The sequence below is a fragment of the Duganella sp. P38 genome (assembly GCF_050859475.1).
Taxonomy (GTDB): domain Bacteria; phylum Pseudomonadota; class Gammaproteobacteria; order Burkholderiales; family Burkholderiaceae_D; genus Rugamonas.
The window spans coordinates 4,682,767-4,701,463 of the sequence record NZ_CP193936.1 but is presented as its reverse complement, the minus strand read 5'-3'; the positions used below and the strand labels follow the sequence as shown (position 1 = coordinate 4,701,463).

19 protein-coding genes and 2 pseudogenes are annotated in these 18,697 nt (G+C 65.6%); 16 read left to right on the top strand and 5 right to left on the bottom strand.

Features of this window, described 5'->3' with window-relative positions; genetic code table 11:
- Positions 1–90: 90 nt before the first annotated feature.
- On the top strand, positions 91–1,050 hold the full coding sequence (locus ACRQ5J_RS21875) for a DUF4351 domain-containing protein (RefSeq protein WP_432379748.1): 960 nt from the start codon (positions 91–93) through the stop codon (positions 1,048–1,050).
- 72 nt (positions 1,051–1,122) lie between these two features.
- Here the strand turns inward: ACRQ5J_RS21875 and ACRQ5J_RS21870 are convergent, their stop codons facing one another.
- The 5 genes from ACRQ5J_RS21870 to ACRQ5J_RS21850 all read right to left on the bottom strand — a co-directional run bounded on the left by ACRQ5J_RS21870 (position 1,123) and on the right by ACRQ5J_RS21850 (position 5,468).
- Entirely contained in the window at positions 1,123–1,455 is a 333-nt protein-coding gene (locus ACRQ5J_RS21870) for a BON domain-containing protein (RefSeq protein WP_432379746.1), read from the bottom strand.
- 208 nt (positions 1,456–1,663) lie between these two features.
- Entirely contained in the window at positions 1,664–3,067 is a 1,404-nt protein-coding gene (locus tag ACRQ5J_RS21865; RefSeq protein WP_432379744.1) for a sigma 54-interacting transcriptional regulator, read from the bottom strand.
- On the bottom strand, positions 3,064–3,624 hold the full coding sequence (locus ACRQ5J_RS21860; protein ID WP_432379742.1) for a hypothetical protein: 561 nt from the start codon (positions 3,622–3,624) through the stop codon (positions 3,064–3,066). Before ACRQ5J_RS21860 ends, ACRQ5J_RS21865 begins: the two co-directional genes overlap by 4 nt.
- Complete coding sequence (locus ACRQ5J_RS21855; protein ID WP_432379741.1) at positions 3,614–5,044, bottom strand: sensor histidine kinase; 1,431 nt, start codon at positions 5,042–5,044, stop codon at positions 3,614–3,616. Before ACRQ5J_RS21855 ends, ACRQ5J_RS21860 begins: the two co-directional genes overlap by 11 nt.
- An 82-nt stretch (positions 5,045–5,126) precedes the next feature.
- Complete coding sequence (locus tag ACRQ5J_RS21850; protein WP_432379740.1) at positions 5,127–5,468, bottom strand: ribonuclease E inhibitor RraB; 342 nt, start codon at positions 5,466–5,468, stop codon at positions 5,127–5,129.
- A 266-nt stretch (positions 5,469–5,734) separates the two neighbouring features.
- On the opposite strand from ACRQ5J_RS21850, the gene ACRQ5J_RS21845 reads away from it, so the two are divergent.
- The 15 genes and pseudogenes from ACRQ5J_RS21845 (at position 5,735) to ACRQ5J_RS21775 (ending at position 18,697) form a co-directional block, all read left to right on the top strand.
- Positions 5,735–6,466 carry a beta-ketoacyl synthase chain length factor gene (locus ACRQ5J_RS21845; protein WP_432379738.1) on the top strand — a complete coding sequence of 244 codons (732 nt, stop codon included), beginning with the start codon at positions 5,735–5,737 and terminating at the stop codon, positions 6,464–6,466.
- Positions 6,459–7,244 (top strand): lysophospholipid acyltransferase family protein, encoded by a 786-nt coding sequence (locus ACRQ5J_RS21840; protein ID WP_432379737.1) that lies wholly within the window; start codon positions 6,459–6,461, stop codon positions 7,242–7,244. Before ACRQ5J_RS21845 ends, ACRQ5J_RS21840 begins: the two co-directional genes overlap by 8 nt.
- Positions 7,237–7,491 (top strand): phosphopantetheine-binding protein, encoded by a 255-nt coding sequence (locus ACRQ5J_RS21835; RefSeq protein WP_432379735.1) that lies wholly within the window; start codon positions 7,237–7,239, stop codon positions 7,489–7,491. The genes ACRQ5J_RS21840 and ACRQ5J_RS21835 overlap by 8 nt, the downstream gene beginning before the upstream one ends.
- Before the next feature lie 10 nt (positions 7,492–7,501).
- Positions 7,502–7,771 carry an acyl carrier protein gene (locus tag ACRQ5J_RS21830; RefSeq protein ID WP_432379733.1) on the top strand — a complete coding sequence of 90 codons (270 nt, stop codon included), beginning with the start codon at positions 7,502–7,504 and terminating at the stop codon, positions 7,769–7,771.
- A gap of 5 nt (positions 7,772–7,776) precedes the next feature.
- Entirely contained in the window at positions 7,777–8,322 is a 546-nt protein-coding gene (locus ACRQ5J_RS21825) for a hypothetical protein (protein ID WP_432379731.1), read from the top strand.
- Positions 8,315–9,001 (top strand): hypothetical protein, encoded by a 687-nt coding sequence (locus ACRQ5J_RS21820; protein WP_432379729.1) that lies wholly within the window; start codon positions 8,315–8,317, stop codon positions 8,999–9,001. The genes ACRQ5J_RS21825 and ACRQ5J_RS21820 overlap by 8 nt, the downstream gene beginning before the upstream one ends.
- Complete coding sequence (locus ACRQ5J_RS21815) at positions 8,895–10,262, top strand: hypothetical protein (protein WP_432379727.1); 1,368 nt, start codon at positions 8,895–8,897, stop codon at positions 10,260–10,262. The genes ACRQ5J_RS21820 and ACRQ5J_RS21815 overlap by 107 nt, the downstream gene beginning before the upstream one ends.
- Positions 10,255–11,007 carry a glycosyltransferase family 2 protein gene (locus ACRQ5J_RS21810; protein ID WP_432379725.1) on the top strand — a complete coding sequence of 251 codons (753 nt, stop codon included), beginning with the start codon at positions 10,255–10,257 and terminating at the stop codon, positions 11,005–11,007. The genes ACRQ5J_RS21815 and ACRQ5J_RS21810 overlap by 8 nt, the downstream gene beginning before the upstream one ends.
- Positions 11,004–11,946 (top strand): annotated as a pseudogene (locus ACRQ5J_RS21805) (acyltransferase). Before ACRQ5J_RS21810 ends, ACRQ5J_RS21805 begins: the two are co-directional and overlap by 4 nt.
- Positions 11,933–13,497 (top strand): annotated as a pseudogene (locus tag ACRQ5J_RS21800) (HAL/PAL/TAL family ammonia-lyase). The pseudogenes ACRQ5J_RS21805 and ACRQ5J_RS21800 overlap by 14 nt, the downstream one beginning before the upstream one ends.
- Positions 13,490–13,927, top strand: coding sequence for an acyl-CoA thioesterase (locus ACRQ5J_RS21795; RefSeq protein WP_432379723.1), 438 nt, complete (start codon positions 13,490–13,492; stop codon positions 13,925–13,927). Before ACRQ5J_RS21800 ends, ACRQ5J_RS21795 begins: the two are co-directional and overlap by 8 nt.
- Positions 13,914–14,537 (top strand): outer membrane lipoprotein carrier protein LolA, encoded by a 624-nt coding sequence (locus ACRQ5J_RS21790; protein WP_432379721.1) that lies wholly within the window; start codon positions 13,914–13,916, stop codon positions 14,535–14,537. Before ACRQ5J_RS21795 ends, ACRQ5J_RS21790 begins: the two co-directional genes overlap by 14 nt.
- On the top strand, positions 14,534–16,906 hold the full coding sequence (locus ACRQ5J_RS21785) for an MMPL family transporter (RefSeq protein WP_432379720.1): 2,373 nt from the start codon (positions 14,534–14,536) through the stop codon (positions 16,904–16,906). Before ACRQ5J_RS21790 ends, ACRQ5J_RS21785 begins: the two co-directional genes overlap by 4 nt.
- Entirely contained in the window at positions 16,899–18,146 is a 1,248-nt protein-coding gene (locus ACRQ5J_RS21780) for an NAD(P)/FAD-dependent oxidoreductase (RefSeq protein WP_432379718.1), read from the top strand. Before ACRQ5J_RS21785 ends, ACRQ5J_RS21780 begins: the two co-directional genes overlap by 8 nt.
- Before the next feature lie 29 nt (positions 18,147–18,175).
- Positions 18,176–18,697: a DUF3261 domain-containing protein gene (locus ACRQ5J_RS21775; RefSeq protein ID WP_432383706.1), complete on the top strand. Its 522-nt coding sequence runs from the start codon at positions 18,176–18,178 to the stop codon at positions 18,695–18,697.

The window sequence follows — 18,697 nt, the reverse complement described above, 5'->3', positions numbered from 1 at the left end:
GTCCGGCCGTAGACTGGGCGGATGCCACCCGCAGCCGCCCGCTATGACTTGCCCTGGAAGATCGCGCTAAGCCACGCGTTTGGCGACTTCATGGCCTTCTTCTTTCCCGAACTCCATCCGCAAATCGATTGGCGCAAGCCGCCACGCTTCCGCGACAAGGAACTTACCGGCATCACTTTCGGCGCCACGCCGGACAACATGGTGGCCGACAAGCTGGTCGAGCTTCGCCTTGCCGCTGGACGCACACAGTGGGTACTGGTTCACATCGAAGTGCAAGCGCAGCGAGATCCAGAGCTGGCGCGGCGAGTGCTCGACTATAACTACCGCATCTTCAACGAGTATCGGCAGCCGGTGGCCAGCCTTGTGTTGCTGGCCGATGAGGACCCTGACTGGCGTCCGGGCGCATTTCATAACGATGTGCTTGGCACGGTGATGGGTATCTCGTTCGCCACCGCCAAGCTGCTCGATCATGCCGAACAGGACGCGGCGTTGTTGGCGTCGGATAATCCGTTTGCCTGGGTGGTGCTGGCACATCTGCGCACGCAGCAGGCGCGCCATGATCCCAATCAACTGTATGCGGTCAAGTCGCAACTCACCAGGCTAATGTTCCAACATGGTTGGCACAAGGAGCGCATACTGGCGATGTTCAAAGTGATTAACTGGATGATGGTGCTGCCGGCGCCGCTACAGCAGCGTTACTGGGACGCTGTCATCGAGCTGGATATGGAGGTTGACATGACACGACTGTCCGAACTCATGGAAATAGTGACGCCGCTGGAGCAGATGTTCATGGATCGCGGCTGGGAAAAAGGCTTGAAGGAAGGACGTGCAGCGGGTCTGGAAGCGGGCCGTGAAGAAGGCCGGGAAGAAGGCCTGGAAGCGGGCCGTCGGGAAGGAGCGCTGGCGTTGCTGGAGCGGCAGTTGGTACGGCGCTTCGGGCCGCTGCCGAAGAAGGTGCGAAACAAGCTGACGAAGGCGGAGCTGGCGCAACTGGAGGCGTGGAGCGATGCGCTGCCGGAGGCTGAGTCGCTGAGCCAGGTGTTCAGATAAAAAAAGCCGGGACAGCGTCTACGCACGCCGTCCCGGTAAAGGGTTCTTTTTACGACTAGAGCTGGCTACGGATTACTTCGACGCGACGGTCAGCTCGCTCTTCACTTCCTTGACGCCCGGCACGGCCGATGCAACCTGGATTGCCTTGGTGCCTTCGTCGGTGTTGGCAACGGTGCCGCTCAGGGTCACAACGCCTTCAGCGGTGGTAACGCCGATCTGCTTTTGATCAGCCAGGGAAGCCTTGATCTTGCTGGTGATAGCCTCGTCGTTGGTGGCGGCGCCAGCTTTAGCGGCGCCAGCCAGGGCTGCATCCTGTTGGCCAGCGGCGAATGCGGTACCGGTTGCGGCAGCGGCGGTCAGGGTGGCGGCTACCATCAGGCGGGCGATCAGTTTGTTGGTCATCATGATTTGCTTCCTTTATCGAGTTTGAGGATAAAACGTCTGTGACGTTACCCACTCCTTTGCAAACCCCGTGCCAGCTCTGATTTTCCCTTTATTTTCAAACACTTACTTGTTAATTTCTAAGGGGAAATAACAAGTTCGTAAATTTTCCGGCCATATTGCCGCGATTTTGTCGTGAAATAGCGACGATAGCCAGCGGGTATGGTCCAAGTCATTGATTTTTAAGGGGTTCGTCTTGTCGCTCGCTGGCGACATCGCCACGGAACAGGCTCGCGTCCAGATTGTGCTTCTGCAGCAAACGGTAAAACTCGGTGCGGTTACGCTCGGCCAGGCGGGCGGCGTCGGCGACGTTGCCATCGGTCAGTTTCAGCAGCTGGACCAGGTAATTGCGCTCGAAGCGCTGGCGCGCCTCGGTATAGCTGAGCACCTCCAGCGACGGCACGCGCAGCGCCCGCTGCACCAGCGACAAGGGAATCAGCGGCGCTGTCGCCAGCGCGCAGACGTGTTCGATGACGTTATACAGCTGGCGCACATTGCCGGGCCAGGCCGAGGTGGTCAGCGCCTCCAGGGCGTCGGGTGCAAAGCCGCGCACGGTCTTGTCGTACTTGGCGGCCAGCGTTTGCAGGAACTGGTTGGCCATCGGCACGATATCCTCGCGCCGCTGCGCCAGCGGTGGCAAGGTCAGCGTGATGACGTTGAGGCGATAATACAAGTCCTCGCGGAACTGGCCTTCCTGCATGGCGGCGTCGAGGTCGCGGTGGGTGGCCGACAGGATGCGCACGTCGACCGGCCTGGCCACGTCCGACCCCAGCTGGCGCACCACGCGTTCCTGCAGCACGCGCAGCAGCTTGACCTGCAACAGCAGCGGCATGTCGCCGATCTCGTCGAGGAACAGCGTGCCGCCGTCGGCGGCCTGCACCAGGCCCTCGCGCGCGCCGACCGCGCCGGTGTAGGCGCCCTTGACGTGGCCGAACAGTTCCGATTCCAGCAAGGCTTCCGGAATCGCGCCGCAGTTGATGGCGATGAACGGCGCCTTGGCGCGGCGGCTGGCGCGGTGGATGGCCTGCGCCAGCATCTCCTTGCCGGTGCCGCTCTCGCCGCGTATCAGGATGCTGGCCTCGGATGCGGCCACCAGCCGCGCCTCGGCCAGCAGCTCGTCCATGCACTGGCTGCGGCTGATGATGTCGGCGCGCCAGGCCTGGTCGCCCTCGTCGTTGCTGGCGGCCGGCGCCGCCAGGCTGAGCGCCTGGGCGATGCGCTCCAGCAGCGTCTTGGCGTCGAACGGCTTGGTCAGGTAGGCGTAGGCGCCCAGCGTGGTGGCCTCGACCGCGTCCGGGATGGTGCCGTGCGCGGTCAGCAGGATCACCGGCAGCGCCGGATAGCTGCGGCGGATTTCCTGGAACAACCACATGCCGTCGCGCTCGGGCAGGCGGATGTCGCTGATCACCAGACGAGGCAGTTCCATCGACAGCCGCGTCAGCGCCTCCTCGGCGCTGCCGACGGCGGTGACGCGGTAGCCGTTGGCGGTCAGCCGCATCGACAGCAGGCGCAGCAGGTCGTCGTCGTCGTCGACCAGCAGCAGATGGGCGCCCTGGCCCTGGGGAGTGGTGGTCATTTGGTCACCTGTGGTCCTGGCGCCGGGCGGACCGGCAACGTGCGTTCGATGGTCTTCAGCCCTTCCAGCATCTCGTTGAGCTGGTCGATGCGGCGCAGGCTGTCTTTTTGCTGCGCGGCCAGCTTGTCGGCGTGGTCGTACAGGCGGCGCGTTTCGGCGCAATTGCTCGACAAGAGCTGCGCCAGCGGCCGGAACGGCCCGGCTTCGACGTCGGCCGAGGTGGCCACGCTGTCGAGCAGCGCCTGCGCGCGCGCCAGGTCGCCGCCGCCGCGCGTCAGCATCAGCGCCATGCCCATCTGGATGGCCACGCGCGGGCTGCGTTTTTGCAGGCCGAGGCCGCTCAACTCCTTCAGCAGTTCGCCCTGGCTCATGCGGCGCAGCGTCTGATGATAGTTCAGTAGCGGAGCGATCTCGTCCGGTGGCGGCGGCGCCGTGGTGACGATTTCGATCACCGGCGCCGGCGCCGGTGGCGGCGCCGGGTCCTCGGGGAGCGGCGAATTGAGCGTGCAGGCCGACAGGGCCAGGCAGGCCAGCAATAGGAGGAGCTTAGCTTTCATAGGGCAGTTCAATGCGGAAGTGGGCGCCTCGCTGCGAGGGCATCAGTTTTAAAACGCCGCCATGCGCGGCCACGTATTCATGCACGATGGACAGGCCGATGCCGTTGCCGCGGCGCGCGCCGGGCGGCTGGCGCTGTCCCTGGTAGAACGGCTCGAAGATGCGCGCCGCGTCCTCGGCCGCCACGCCCGGCCCCTGGTCGACGCAGTCGAGCAGCAGCTTGCCGTCGAGCTCGCCGAGGCGGAAGCTGATCAGGCCGCCTGGCGGGCTGAAGCGCACTGCGTTCGACAGCAGGTTGCCGATGGCGGTGGCCATCTTGTCGGCGTCGATCGCCAGCGGCGAGGCGCGGCCCTCGCTTGCCACCGTCAGCCGCGCGGCCTGCCATTGCAGGCGCTGGGCGTCGATGGCCTGGGTCAGCAGCGCGCCGAAGTCGGCCGGCTGGCGTTGCAGGTGCTGGGCGTCGAAGGTGGCGGTGTTGTAGCGCAGCAGCGCCTCGATCTGCGATTGCAGCGCCGCCGTGTTTTGCTTGAGAATGCCGGCGATCTCGCGCTGGTTGGGCGAGAGCGCGCCGGCCACGCCGTCTTCCAGCAAGGCCACGCCTTCGCGCAGCGCCGCCAGCGGTGTCTTCAGCTCGTGCGAGATGTGGCGCAGGAAGCGCGCCTTGTCCGCTTCCAGGTCCGCCAGGCGCTGGCGCAGCCAGTTCAGTTGCTGGCCCACGCGCTCGAGGTCGCTCGGGCCGCGCACCACGACCGGCTGGTCGTAGCGGTTCTCGCCCAGCGTGTCGATGGCCTGCTCGATCTGCGCCAGCGGGCGCGACAGCCACAGCCCGAAGCCGGACGCCAGCGCGGCGGCGATCAGGATCGAAGCGATCACCTGCGCCTTGAGCACGGCGCGGCGCTGGTCGAGTTCGGCCAGCAGCTCGCCGTTGCGGCGTTCCACCTCCTGTTTGACCTCGTCGTCGAGCCGTTCGTTCACCTCGAGCAGCGGCAGCAGCGCCTTTTCCAGCGCCAGCTGGCGCGCGGTGCGGCCGCTGCCGGGGCGCGACGGCGCCTGCAGGATCTCCCATGCCTGCTCGCCGGACTGGCGCCAGCGCGCGAACAGCGCCGGCGGCGTGTGGGGCAGGGCGGCCGCCACGCCGTCCAGCGCCAGGCGGGCGTCGCGCCAGGCGTCGGCATAGCGCTTGCGGAACGCGGGATCGTCGAGCACCAGGTATTGGCGCGCGCTGCGCGCCATGGCGACGCTGCGTTCGGCCAGTTGTTGGGTATTTTCGGTGAGCGCCAGCGCGTGGCGTCCGCTGTCGCGGCTGTGGGCGGCCAGGCGGTCCAGCGTCCACAAGGCATGCAGCGAGGCGGCGCTCAGCAGCACGGCAATCAGCAAAAAGACGCCCAGCAACAACTGGCGAAACGAGAGTTTCGAGAGCATTGTGGGGTTAGAAAATGGCCATATTGACTGAATAATATGGCCAAACGGCTGCGACAGCCTGTTCGATTGGGCGCCGCGCCGGTCAGGCGGCGGGGCCGACGTCCATGCCGTCGTAGGATTCCAGCTGGTGTTCGTCGGCGAACTTGTAGAACTCCTGGTTGCGCGCGTGCAGCGTGTCGACCGTGTGCTTCTCGACTTTTTCAATGTGCAGCCACCACAGCGCGGGATTGTCGCCCTCGGGCTTGGAGTCGTAGATGCCGACCACCTGGTAGCCCTTGGCCTTCAGCGGCGCCTGCGCGGCTTCCAGCTTGGCCTTGTCGGCGTCGGCGAAAAAGTAGCCCCATAGCAGCGGCTTGCTGATGTCCCACGGCGCGTTCGCTTTCATGTCGGCGAACAGCGTTTCCATTTCTTCTTTGCTAATCATAAGTATTCCTTGAAGTCCAGACCGTATTTTACCGCGCACACGATACGCGGTGCGATCGGCGCGTCAGACGCGATAATTGCCGTTTCCTGCTCAAAAAGTGTGAGTTTCAGAGAGAATTTGTGCGCGGTTGTGCACAACTTTAGAGATATATCAATAAAAAAGTTGCCTATGGTCTATTTATTTTGATACAGCCGAGGTCGCTCGTTTATAATTTGAAAAGTACGCCAGCTGCTTTTTTCTCCAAGTTCTAGATATCAATCATTACCATGCGCTCCCCTGGCGTTCGCTTTTCCATTTCCCGGCATGCCCTATGGGCCCCGGGCCTGACTTCCGATGATGCCTGGGCGGCCTGGGCGCAGGCGCCGTATCCGATTGTGCGTGGCGAAGAGCCGGGCGTGAAGGCGATGCCGCCGATGCTGCGCCGGCGCGCCGGCTTCCTCGGCAAGATGGCGCTGGAAGTGGCTTACGCCTGCCTCGACGGCCGCGCCGGCGTGCCCACCGTATTCTGCTCGCGCCATGGCGACGTCACGCGCGCGGTTGAACTGCTGACCGACCTGGCCAACGGCGAGGCGCTGTCGCCGACCGCTTTCGGCATGGCGGTGCACAACGCCATCCCCGGCCTGTTCACCATCGCCCGCGGCGACCGCGCCAACCACATCGCGCTGGCTGCCGGCGCGGCGACCATCGAGCACGCGGTGATCGAAGCCTGCGGCCTGCTGGCCGACGGCGCGCCGGCAGTGCTGCTGGTGGCCTGCGATTGCCCGCTGCCGCAGTTATTCAAGCCGTTCGAGGCCTGCGAAGAACAGCCGTTCGCGTGGGCCTGGCTGATGACTGAGGCCGATGGCGAAGCGCTTGCACTGGACTGGAGCACCTGCGACGACGGGCCCCAAGGCGGCCAGCCGGGCGGCTTGCAGGTGGCGGCCTTCCACCAAAGCGGGTCGCGCAGCATGGAGCGCTGCGACGGCCGCCTGCGCTGGTGCTGGAGCCGCGATGCTTGAGGCACTGCTGGCGCGGGTGTCGTTGTATTGGCGGGTGTTGGCGACGGGATTGAGTTTTGTGGTGTTTGGGGTGGGCGGGCTGCTCATGCGCCTGGTGGTGTTCCCGCTGCTGAACCTGATGGTGCGCCAGCCGCAGCGCCGCGTGGCGGCGGCACGCGAGGTGATACGGCGCGCCTTCCGCGCGTACGTGGACCTGATGCGCGCCCTGGGCGTGCTGCGCTACGAGATCACCGGCCTGGAAAAGCTGGAGCGCGGCGGCTTGCTGATACTGGCGAACCATCCGACGCTGATCGATACCGTGTTCCTGATGGCCTTCGTCAGGAACGCCGATTGCATCGTCAAGGGCGCGTTGTGGAATAACCCGTTCACGCGCGGTCCGGTGCGCGCGGCCGGCTATATCAACAATGAGGGCGGGGCGGAGCTGGTGGACGACTGCATCGCTTCGCTCCAGCGCGGGAACAACCTGATCGTCTTCCCGGAAGGGACGCGCACCCCGGGCAATGGCGTCATCAGCATGAAGCGCGGCGCCGCCAACATCGCGGTGCGCGGCGCGCGCGACATGACGCCGGTGCTGATCCGCTGCGAGCCGGTCACGCTGGGCAAGGGCGAAAAATGGTGGCGCGTGCCGCCGCGCCGCGTGCTGATGCGCATCGATGTGCAGGATGACCTGGCGATTGGCCGCTTTATCGATGGCGGCGCCAGCGAAGTGATGGCGGCGCGCCAGTTGACCGAGTTTTTACAAAATTATTTTACGGGGAAGTATCAAAGCCATGCTTGAACAGGAAGTCAAAGAACTGATTATCGATGTGCTGCAACTGGAGGACATCACGCCGGATGATATCGACAGCGCGGCGCCGCTGTTTGTCGACGGCCTGGGCCTCGATTCGATCGACGCGCTGGAACTGGGCGTGGCGCTGCAAAAGAAGTACGGGATCTCTCTGTCCGCAGATTCGGAAGATACCCGCCGTCATTTCGCCTCGGTGCAGGCGCTGGCGGCGATGATTGAAAGCCATAGAAAAAAGTAAGGGATTGTCCATGATTGACTTGAGCGAAATGAATAAAGAGCAGCTGCAGACCTGGGTGGTCGATCTGCTGGCCGACATGTTTGAACTCGACAAGGCCGACCTCACGGCCGAATCGAACCTGTACACCGACCTCGATATCGACAGCATCGATGCGGTCGACCTGGCGGTGAAGCTGAAGCAGCTGACCGGCAAGCGTTTGCAGCCGGAAGTGTTCAAGACCATCCGCACCATCGGCGACGTGGTCGATGCGCTGGCCGGCATGACGGAGCAGGCAGCATAAGCACGATGCCGATGACTGTTTTGACGGCGGCCATTACGCTGCTGTATCCGTTGGCGATCTGGTTCGGGCACGGGCAGGTGGAGCCGCGCTGGCTGGCCGGCCTGCTGCTGCTGGCCGCAGCCACGCGCCTGCCGGCGCTGAAGCTGAGCGGCGTGGCCCGCTGGTCGGTGGCCGGCGCGCTGGTGCTGGTGGCATGCGCCATCTGGAGCAATCTGCTGCTGCCTTTGAAGCTGTATCCGGTGCTGGTGAACATGGCGCTGCTGGCGGGCTTCGGCTATAGCCTGACCACGCCGGTGTCGGCGGTCGAGCGCATGGCGCGCTTGCGCGGCGCTGATTTTCCGCCGGTGGCGCAGGCGTATATGCGCACGGTGACGCAGGTGTGGTGCGGTTTCTTTGTGCTCAATGGCGCAATCGCGCTGGGCACCGCGCTGTGGGCGTCGGAGGCCGTGTGGTCTTTGTACACCGGCGTGATTTCGTATGTGCTGATGGCGGCATTGTTCGGCGCCGAGTATCTGGTGCGCTTGCGTTTCAAGCGTTTGCATCATGTCTGATCGTATGGAAGATCTGGTCGCCGCGATTGCGGCGCGGCCGGCCGATGGGCTGGTTGGCTGGCGCGCCGGTGTGGCGGTCAGCAATGCGCAGTTCCTGTCGCGCGTGCGCGACTGGCATGTGCTGCTGCGGGCGCAGGCGGGCCGCAATTTTGCGCTGTACCTCGACGACAGCATCGAATTCGGCGCGGCGCTGCTGGGCGCCTGGCATGCCGGCAAAACCGTCTGGCTGAGCGCCGATACGCTGGAGGCGACATGCGCCTCGCTGCGCGCGCAGGTCGACGGCTTCCTCGGCCAGTTTCCGGCATCGCTGTCGCCACTCTCGCCGTCGCCATCACAGCCGCAGCCGCTGGCGGCGGGGGAGGCGCGAGGCCGGCTGCTGGCGCCACCGACGCTGCTTGGCCCGCTGCGGATGTCGCGCCGGGTGAGACGCTGTCGGCCGACCTGCCGGCGCTGGTGGTGTTCACCTCCGGCAGCACCGGCGCGGCGCAGGCCATTCCCAAAAGCTGTCGCAGATCGCCAGCGAAGTCGCCACGCTGGAACAGCTGTTCGGCCGCGCGGCCGGCAATGCCGCCGTGCTGGCGACGGTGTCGCACCAGCATATCTACGGGTTGCTGTTCAAGGTGCTGTGGCCACTGACCGCAGCGCGCGCCATTCACGCGCAGAGCATCGCATTCCATGAGGAGCTGGCGCCGGCCATGGCAGCCGGGCCATGCCTGCTGGTGGCCAGTCCGGCGCACCTCAAGCGCCTGCCCGAGCATCTGGACTGGAGCTGCGCCGCGCGCATGGTGCGCGGCGTGTTCTCGTCCGGTGGGCCGCTGCCGGAAGCAACCGCGTTTGCCACCGGCAGCCTGCTGGGCGAAATACCGATCGAGGTGTACGGCAGCTCGGAAACCGGCGGCATCGCCTGGCGCCAGCGCAGCCGCTGCGGCGACGATTCGTGGCTGCCTTTCCCGACTGTCGACTGGCGCATCGGCGACGAGGATAGCGCGCTTGAAGTACGCTCGCCGCATCTGGAGAATGATGAATGGCTGGTGCTGGCCGACCGTGCCGCGCGTGTCCAGCATAGCGGCGCACCGCGCTTCCTGCTGCTGGGCCGCGCGGACCGCATCGTCAAGATTGAAGAGAAGCGCATTTCGCTGACTGCGATGGAGGCGGCGCTGCTGGCCTCCGGCCTCGCCGCTGAAGCACGCGTGATATTGTGCGAGCCGGTAGCCGGCGAACGTCAGCGCCTTGCAGCGCTGGTCGTGCCGACTGCCGCCGGCCGCGCGCTGCTGGAAGAGCAGGGCAGGAACGCGCTCAATACCCAACTGCGCGGCGTGCTGGCGACCACGGTGGAGGCAGTCGCGCTGCCGCGCCGCTGGCGCTACATCGAACAAATGCCGGTCAACACCCAAGGCAAGATCACGCTCGCCGCCTTGCAGGCGTTGCTGAATGGCGGCGATAGCCCAGCCGAGGATGCGGCGCGCCAGGCGCACGAGATACAGGCGGACGCGGCGACCGTGCCCATGGCGGCTGCCGGCGCCGCGACAGGCACGACGCCGGCGCCGGAGCGGCGTGAGAACACGCCGCAGGAGCGTCCGCGCTTCCCGCGTGTGCGGGAACTGGAGCGAAACGAGGACGGCGCGCAGCCACGCGTACTGCTGGAAATCACCGCACCCGCCGAGTTGCTGTACTTCGATGGCCACTTCGACGTCGCCCCCATCCTGCCGGGCGTGGTGCAAGTCGATTGGGCCATGCACTACGGCCGCCAGTACTTCTCGCTGCCGACGCACTTCAAAGGCATCAACGCGCTGAAGTTCCAGCAGGTGATCCAGCCGGAAGTCCCGGTGCAAGTGGAACTGATCCACGACACCGCGAAGAGCAGCCTGAATTTCCGCTACATGTCCGCAGCCGGCCAGCACGCCAGCGGCCGCGTGATGCTGGAGGGCGCCGATGTTTAAGCCGTGCATCGTCGTCCCCGTCTACAACCACGAACACGCCATCGGCGCCGTGGTTGAGGGCCTGCTCCGACACGGCGTGCCAATCATGCTGGTAGACGACGGCAGCAGCGCCGCCTGCGCCGCCGCGCTGGACGCGCTGACGCAGAGGTACGGCCAGCATCAGCCGCCGGTGCTGCTGGAACGCCTGCCGCAAAACGGCGGCAAGGGCGCCGCCGTGCTGGCCGGCTTCCGCCGCGCCGGACAACTGGACTACACCCACGTGCTGCAAATCGACGCCGACGGCCAGCACCAGACCGCCGACGTGCCGGCCTTCCTGGCGCAAGCCGCCGCGCACCCGCAAGCCGTCATCGTCGGCTACCCGATCTACGACGAGTCGGTCCCGAAAGCGCGCCTGTACGGCCGCTACGCCACCCACATCTGGGTCTGGATAAACACGCTGTCGTTCGACATCAAGGACTCCATGTGCGGCTTCCGCGTGTATCCGGTCGAACCGGTCAACGCGCTGGCGGCGCGTCGCAACATCGGTCAGCGCATGAACTTCGACACTGATATTCTGGTGCGCCTGTTCTGGAGCGGGCTGCAAGTGGTCAACCTTGGCACGCGCGTATCGTATCCATCGGACGGCGTCTCGCACTTCCGCGTCTGGCGCGACAACGTCATGATCTCCTGGATGCACACCAAGCTGTTCTTCGGCATGCTGCCGCGCATCCCCAAACTGCTGGCGCGAAAATGGCAAGCCCGATGAGCGCGCGCGGACTGCACTGGGCATCGATCAACGAGATCAGCTTCGTGGCTGGCATGCGGCTGCTGTTCTGGATCGCCCGCGTTTTCGGTCGCTGGCCGTTCCGCTTGTTCCTGTACCCGATCCTCGGCTGGTACGTGATGACCAAGCCGCTGCCACGCCGCGCCTCGCAGGAATACCTGCAACGCGTCAGCGACCATACCGGAAGCAGGCTGCCCGGCGTGTTGCGCCACTTTGCCGCCTTCGGTGAAAGCATCCTCGATAAAATGCTGCTGTGGGGCGGCCTGTATAAGGTCGACAGCGTCGAGCTGCATGGCGGCGACCTGATTACCGACGCCGTCGCCGCAGGCAAGGGCGGCTTGATGATCTGTGCTCACCTGGGCAACCTGGAACTGTGCCGCGTGCTGTCGCGCCAGCGCCATGACATCAAGCTCACGGTGCTGGTGCACACCAAGCACGCGCAAGCCTTCAACGACATGCTGGGCAAGCTCAATCCGGCCAGTCAGATGAATTTGATGCAGGTGACCGACATGTCGCCCGCCACCGCCATGCTGCTGTCCGAGCGCGTGGCGCGCGGTGAATTCGTCGTCATCGCCGGCGACCGCGTGCCGGTGTCGCACAACCCACGCGTGGCGATGGCGGACTTCATCGGCGCGCCGGCCGCCTTCCCGGTTGGGCCGTACGTGCTAGCCAACATTCTGCAATGCCCGGTTTTACCTGTTGTTCTCCATCCGCGAAGGGCGCAGCGCGGCGGTGTATTTCGAACGCTTCCGCGAAGCGGTGCGCATCCCGCGCGTGGGCCGCCAGGAAGCCTTCAACGAACTGGCCGCCGATTACGCGCAACGGCTGGAACACTACACCTTGCGCGCACCGCTGCAATGGTTTAATTACTACGATTTTTGGCACTCACCACAATTGGAACGCCCAGATGCATCTCGCTGACATAGCCCAACTTAACCAGCCTACGCGCACCGTGCGCTTCGACCGCAACCGCCTGGCCATCGAAGACATCGTCGATATCGCGCAGGGCCGCGCCAGCGCCGAGCTGTCGGACGATCCAGCCTTCCGCGCCGCCATCGCGCGCGGCGCCGACTTCCTCGAACGCCTGCTGCGCGAGGACGGCACCATCTACGGCGTCACCACCGGCTATGGCGACTCCTGCACCGTTACCGTGCCGCCGGAACTGGTGGCGGACCTGCCGCACCACCTGTACACCTACCACGGCGTCGGCCTGGGCGAATACTTCACGCCGGCGCAATCGCGCGCCATCCTGGCGGCGCGCCTGGCGTCGCTGAGCAAGGCTACTCCGGCGTCAGCGTCGAACTGCTGTTGCAGATTACGCGCCTGCTGGACGCCGGCCTGCTGCCGCTGATTCCATCCGAGGGCTCGGTCGGCGCCAGCGGCGACCTGACGCCGTTGTCCTATCTGGCGGCGGTGCTGTGCGGCGAGCGCGAAGTGTGGCGCAACGGCGAGCAGGTGTCGGCCGCGCAAGCCTTGCAGGAAGCCGGCATCACGCCGCTGCGCCTGCGCCCGAAGGAGGGCTTGGCCATCATGAACGGCACCGCCGTGATGACCGCGCTGGCCTGCCTCGCCTATGACCGCGCCGGCTATCTTGTGAAGCTGACCACCCGCATCACCGCCATGGCCTCGTTTGCGATGGATGGCAACGCGCACCACTTCGACGAAGTGCTGTTCTCGGCCAAGCCGCATGGCGGCATGCAGCAGGTGGCCGCATGGCTGCGCGGCGACCTGCCAACCGACACCTGGGAACGCAACGGCAAGCGCCTGCAGGACCGCTACTCGATCCGCTGTGCGCCGCACGTCATCGGCGTGCTGGCCGACGCCATGCCGTTCTTCCGTACCTCGATCGAAAATGAACTGAACAGCGCCAACGACAATCCGCTGATCGACGCCGACAACGAACGCGTGCTGCACGGCGGCCATTTCTACGGTGGCCACATCGCCTTCGCCATGGACGGCATGAAGAACGCCGTCGCCAACCTGGCCGACCTGCTGGACCGCCAGATGGCCTTGCTGGTCGACAGCCGCTACAACCACGGCCTGCCGGCCAACCTGTCCGGCGCCACCGGTGCGCGCGCGCCAATCAATCACGGCCTGAAAGCCTTGCAGATCAGCGCCTCGGCGTGGACGGCGGAAGCATTGAAGCTGACCATGCCGGCCTCCGTGTTCTCGCGCTCCACCGAATGCCACAATCAGGACAAGGTGAGCATGGGCACCATCGCCGCGCGCGACTGCCTGCGTGTGCTGGAACTGACCGAGCAGGTTGTTGCCGCGCTGCTGATCACCGTGCGCCAGGGCGTGTGGCTGCGCATGCAGGCCAGCCCGGAGCTGCAACCGCATGCCGCGCTGGCGGCGATGCAGGACGCGCTGGCGGCCGATATCAAGCCGGTCGAGGAAGACCGCCGACTGGAACCGGACCTGCACGTGCTGTTGCAGCGCATCCGCAGCCAGGCATGGGAGCTGTATGCGTAAAGCCAAGGAAAGCCGCTGGTTCGCGGAAGTCGAGATGCAGGTGCAGTTCTTCGACCTGGACCCGATGGAGATCGTCTGGCACGGCCGCTACGTCAAGTATCTTGAAGTGGTGCGCTGCGCCTTGCTCGACAAGATAGGCTACAACTACCCGCAGATGAAGGAATCCGGCTACGCCTGGCCCGTGATCGACATGCAGCTGCGCTATGTAGGCTCGGCGGTCTTCGGCCAGAAGCTCAAGCTGCGCGCCGATATCGTCGAATGGGAAAACCGTTTGAAGATCGATTACCTGATCACCGACGCCGAAACCGGCAAGCGCCTGAACCGCGCCACGACCACCATGGTCGCCGTCGATATCGCCACCAAGGAAATGTGCTTCGTCTCGCCGCCGGTGCTGTTTGAAAAACTGGGAATCACACATGAACAAAATTAAGTACGCTATCGCGGCGGGGGCATCGGCGCTGGCCATGCTGGCCGCGCTGAACCCTGTGCACGCCGCCATTCCGGCCGCGAAGATCCAGGCCATGCTGGCCAAGCCCGCCGTCATGTGCGGCCGCTTCGACCAGACCAAGAACCTGGCCGGCATGAAAAAGCCGCTGGCCGCCGAGGGCCGTTTCTGCGTGGTGGCCGGCAAGGGCATCCTGTGGCGCACGCTCAAGCCTTTCCCAAGCACGCTGCGCCTGACGCGCGACGAAATCGTCAACTACCAGGGCGACCGCGTGGCGATGCGCCTGGATGCCAAGACCGAACCGACGGTGCGCGTGATTAACAACGTGCTGTTCTCGCTGCTGGCCGGCGACCTTGGCCAGCTTGACTCGCTGTTCGAAGGCGACGGCAGCGTGGATGGCGGTAGCTGGAACGTGGCGCTGAAGCCGCGCCAGGCGGCACTGGAAAAAGCCATCGGCACCATCAGGCTGGAAGGCGGCAGCTACGTCAAATCGATCGTCATGAACGAGGCGAGCGGCGACCGCACCAGCATCGTGTTCTCCGCCATCCAGACCGGCGACGGCGCGATGACCAAAGAAGAAGCGGCGCTGTTTTGACACGCACCAGACAACTCGCGCTGCTTTGGCTGCTGGCCGTGTGCCTGCTGCTCGGCCATAACGTCTATCTGTGGTCGATCAAGCGCATCATGCCGGACACCGACATCATGGCGCTGCTGCCGAAGCAGGAGCGCGACCCGGTGTTGCAGGCGTCGTTCAGCCACATGGTCGACGCCGCGCAGCAGCGCCTGATCGTGCTGGTTGGCGCGGAAGACTGGCAAGACGCCACGCGCGCCGCCGACGCCTACAGCGCCGTGCTGGCGGCGCGCAAGGATGTTTTCGCGTCCACGCCGGTCAACGAGCAGACGCAGAACGACTGGCTCTCGCTGTTCCAGCAGCATCGCCTGACTTTGCTGACGGCGCAGCAGGAAGCACAACTGCGCGAGCAGCCGTCGCAATTCTGGCTGGAGACAGCGCTGGCCAAGCTGTACGCCCCATTCGGCGGCCCTAAGCTCGGATCGTGGCAGGACGACCCATTCGGCCTGTTCGCCGGCTGGGTGCAGGAGCGCGCGATGGAAACCCCGGTGCGCCCGCGCGATGGCCACCTGTTCGTGGCCGACGGCCAGCGCCAGTATGTGCTGCTGCCAATGACGCTGAAAGTGCCCGCGTTGTCGATGACCGCGCAGGACACCGTGCTGCCGCTGCTGCAACAGGCCGGCGATGCCGCGCGCAAGGCGGCGCCGGAAGTGGAACTGATACAGGCCGGCGTGATCCTGCACGCGGCCAGCGCCAGCGGCAAGGCCAGCGGCGAGGCGTCGACCATCGGCATCGGCTCGCTGTTGGGCATCATCTTGCTGATGTGGTTCGCCTTCCATTCGTTCAAGCCGATTTCGCTGATCCTGCTGTCGATTGGCATCGGCTGCCTAGGCGCGCTGTCGGTGTGCTGGATGCTGTTCGGGCATATCCACCTGATGACGCTGGTTTTCGGCGCTAGCCTGATCGGCGTGGCGCAGGACTACGGCATCTACTTCCTGTGCAACCGCCTGGCGGCCGATGAAAAGGTCGATTCGCCGGCGCTGCTCAAACGCCTGCTGCCGGGCCTTGGCCTGACGCTGCTTGCGGCAGTCATCGGCTACATGGGCCTGGGCCTGACGCCGTTCCCCGGCCTGCGGCAGATGGCGGTGTTCTCGGCGCTCGGCCTGGTGTTCGCATGGCTGACGGTGGTGTTCTGGTTCCCGCAGCTGATCGGCAGCCGTTCGCTGAAAAGCGGCGGTCTGGTGCGCGTCTATGGCGCGGCCCTGCAACGCTGGCCGCTGCTGCGCCTCAATCGCGGCACGCTGGTTGCGGCCGGGGTGTTCATGCTGGCCGCCGGCTACGGCATCAGCCGGCTGGGCGCCAACGATGATATCCGCCTGCTGCAAAACCCGCCCAAGCATCTGGTCGATGACCAGATCAAGTTGAGCAAGCTGCTGGATGCGCCGACGCCGGTGCAGTACTTCCTGGTGCGCGGCGAGTCCGCCGAAATGGTGCTGCAACGCGAGGAGCTCTTGAAGGCCCGGCTGGACTCGCTGATCGCTGCCAGGCGGCTGTCCGGCTATCAGGCGATATCGAACTGGGTGCCCTCGGCGCAGGCGCAGGCTTCGCGCCGCGCGCTGATTGAAGAAAAACTGCTGCGCGACGACGGTCCGCTGAAAGGCGTCGCCGAACAGGCGGGCGAGGATGGGCGGTGGATCGCCGCGACCCGCGACGGCCTGCTGCAAGCTGCCGCGCCGCTGACGCTGGACGCCTTCCTGCAATCGCCGGCCAGCGAGCCTTGGCGCCACCTGTGGCTGGGCGACAGCGAGCGTGGCGGCGACGGCAAGCCGGTGTTCGCCAGCATCGTGGCGCTGCGCGGCTTGAGCAGCGCGGCCGCACCGCAGGTGCTGCTGGCGGCCGAAGGGCTGGACGGCGTGCAGTGGGTCGACAAGGTGGCCGAGATTTCGTCGGTGCTGGGCCGCTACCGCGCGTATATGAGCTGGGTGGTGGGCGCGGCCTACCTGGTGGTGTTCGGCCTGCTGTTCCGCCGCTATCGCGGCCGTACCTGGCGCGTGCTGGCGCCGACCGCGCTGGCCAGCGTGGCGACGCTGGCGATACTCGGCTACGCCGCGCAGAACCTGCAACTGTTCCACGTGCTGGCGCTGATGCTGCTGCTCGGCGTCGGCGTCGATTACGGCATCTTCATGCAGGAGCACCCGGACCGGCGCGACGCCACGCCGTGGCTGGCGGTCGGCATGTCGGCCGCGAATACGATTTTGTCGTTTGGCTTGCTGGGCCTGAGCTCAACACCGGCACTGCAGGCGTTCGGCCTGACGATGCTGCTGGGGACCGCGCTGGTCTGGCTGATTGTTCCTTGTTTTGGCTCCCTTCACCGAGAAAGCAGACATGAGTGACGCATTGAAGATCGAAACCGCTGAAATCCTGATCGTTGGCGCCGGGCCGGCAGGCTCGGTCGCTGCGGCCCTGTTGCGTCAGCAGGGCCGGCAGGTGCTGGTGATCGAGCGCGAACAGTTCCCGCGCTTCTCCATCGGCGAAAGCCTGCTGCCGCAAAGCATGGCCTACCTGGAGCAGGCGGGCATGCTGCAAGCGGTGGTGGAAGCTGGCTTCCAGTTCAAGAACGGCGCCGCCTTCATGCGCGACGGCTGCTACACCGATTTCGATTTTCGCGACAAGCACTCGGCTGGCTGGGGCACCACCTACCAGGTGCAGCGCGCGAACTTCGACCATATCCTGGCCAGGGAGGCGGAACGTTTTGGCGCCGAGGTGCGTTACCGTCACGAGGTACTGAATATCGAGCTGGGGCAGGGCGCCGGCGGCGGTGCGCGCGTCACCGTCCAGGATCCGGAAGGCCGGCAGTACCTGGTGGACGCCGGTTTCATTCTGGACGCCAGCGGCTTTGGCCGCATCCTGCCACGCTTGCTGAAGCTGGAAACGCCGTCCAATTTCCCGGTGCGCGGCGCCATCTTCACCCACGTCGAAGACGGCATTCGCGACGGCGGCTTTGACCGCAACAAGATCCGCGTCACCGTGCACCCGAAACATTGCGACGTCTGGTTCTGGACCATTCCGTTCGCCGGCGGCCGCTGCTCGCAGGGCGTGGTGGCGGAGACCAGCTTCCTCGACAGCTACGCAGGCACGCCGACCGAGCGCCTGCGCGCCATCCTCGCGGAGGAACCGTCGCTGCACGCCTTGCTGGCCAACGCCAACTGGGACACGCCGGCGCGCCAGATCGTCGGCTACTCGGCCAACGTCGACAAGTTGTGGGGCCAGGGCTACGCGCTGCTGGGCAATGCGGGCGAGTTCCTCGATCCGGTGTTCTCGTCCGGCGTGACCATTGCCTTCAAATCGGCCAGCCTGGCGGCGGCCGCGCTGCAACGCCAGTTCGCCGGCGAGACGGTCGACTGGCAGGCCGATTACGGCGTCCCGCTGCGCAAGGGCGTGGACACCTTCCGCGCCTTTGTCGAGTCGTGGTATGCCGGCGGCTTCCAGAAGATCATCTTCCACCAACAGAAGCAGCCGGACGTGAAGCGCATGATCGCCTCGATCCTGGCCGGCTATGCCTGGGACCAGAGCAACCCGCTGGTCAAGGAAACGTCGCGCCGCCTGACGGCATTGGAGGCGCTGTGTTCCTGACAGCGCGCCGCTGGCATGCCGCCGCCGCGATGGCGGTGGCGCTGACCCTGGCCGCCTGCGCCACCAGGCCGCCGCCGGCCGCCCGTCTCGGCCTGAAGCTGGCGCCGGCGGCGCTGGGCGCGTCCATCAGCGTGCAGCAGCACCTGAAGGTGGAGCGCAACGGCCGCACCGACGACCTGGACGTGGCTTTGCAGGTGGAGCCGGAGGCGATCGACGTGGTGGGGCTGGCCTTCGGCCAGCGCGTGCTGACGCTGCGCTACGACGGCAAGGAGCTGACGTCGTGGCGCCACATCATGCTGCCGTCGCAGGTACGCGCCGAGGATGTGCTGGAGGACATGCAGCTGACGCTATGGCCCGCCGACGCCATCGCCGCCGCGCTGCCGGCCGGCTGGCGCGTGGCGGAGCAGGGGCGCAAGCGCACCGTGTACCTTGCCGATGAACCTATTATGGAGATAGCCTACAGCGGCGATCCGCGCTGGAGCGGCACGGTGGTGTTGGAAAACCTGCGATATCACTATAAGCTCACGATACAGTTTGCACCAGAGAGCTAG

Bases quoted from the DNA above. Each gene is read 5' to 3' on its own strand.
- ACRQ5J_RS21840 (WP_432379737.1), top strand. From the start codon at position 6,459: ATGCTTGAGGCACTGCTGGCGCGGGTGTCGTTGTATTGGCGGGTGTTG.
- ACRQ5J_RS21865 (WP_432379744.1), bottom strand. From the start codon at position 3,067: ATGACCACCACTCCCCAGGGCCAGGGCGCCCATCTGCTGCTGGTCGAC.
- ACRQ5J_RS21875 (WP_432379748.1), top strand. From the start codon at position 91: ATGGCCTTCTTCTTTCCCGAACTCCATCCGCAAATCGATTGGCGCAAG.
- ACRQ5J_RS21820 (WP_432379729.1), top strand. From the start codon at position 8,315: ATGTCTGATCGTATGGAAGATCTGGTCGCCGCGATTGCGGCGCGGCCG.
- ACRQ5J_RS21835 (WP_432379735.1), top strand. From the start codon at position 7,237: ATGCTTGAACAGGAAGTCAAAGAACTGATTATCGATGTGCTGCAACTG.
- ACRQ5J_RS21830 (WP_432379733.1), top strand. From the start codon at position 7,502: ATGATTGACTTGAGCGAAATGAATAAAGAGCAGCTGCAGACCTGGGTG.
- ACRQ5J_RS21780 (WP_432379718.1), top strand. From the start codon at position 16,899: ATGAGTGACGCATTGAAGATCGAAACCGCTGAAATCCTGATCGTTGGC.
- ACRQ5J_RS21845 (WP_432379738.1), top strand. From the start codon at position 5,735: ATGCGCTCCCCTGGCGTTCGCTTTTCCATTTCCCGGCATGCCCTATGG.
- ACRQ5J_RS21795 (WP_432379723.1), top strand. From the start codon at position 13,490: ATGCGTAAAGCCAAGGAAAGCCGCTGGTTCGCGGAAGTCGAGATGCAG.
- ACRQ5J_RS21825 (WP_432379731.1), top strand. From the start codon at position 7,777: ATGCCGATGACTGTTTTGACGGCGGCCATTACGCTGCTGTATCCGTTG.
- ACRQ5J_RS21850 (WP_432379740.1), bottom strand. From the start codon at position 5,468: ATGATTAGCAAAGAAGAAATGGAAACGCTGTTCGCCGACATGAAAGCG.
- ACRQ5J_RS21870 (WP_432379746.1), bottom strand. From the start codon at position 1,455: ATGATGACCAACAAACTGATCGCCCGCCTGATGGTAGCCGCCACCCTG.
- ACRQ5J_RS21775 (WP_432383706.1), top strand. From the start codon at position 18,176: ATGGCGGTGGCGCTGACCCTGGCCGCCTGCGCCACCAGGCCGCCGCCG.
- ACRQ5J_RS21810 (WP_432379725.1), top strand. From the start codon at position 10,255: ATGTTTAAGCCGTGCATCGTCGTCCCCGTCTACAACCACGAACACGCC.
- ACRQ5J_RS21860 (WP_432379742.1), bottom strand. From the start codon at position 3,624: ATGAAAGCTAAGCTCCTCCTATTGCTGGCCTGCCTGGCCCTGTCGGCC.
- ACRQ5J_RS21790 (WP_432379721.1), top strand. From the start codon at position 13,914: ATGAACAAAATTAAGTACGCTATCGCGGCGGGGGCATCGGCGCTGGCC.
- ACRQ5J_RS21855 (WP_432379741.1), bottom strand. From the start codon at position 5,044: ATGCTCTCGAAACTCTCGTTTCGCCAGTTGTTGCTGGGCGTCTTTTTG.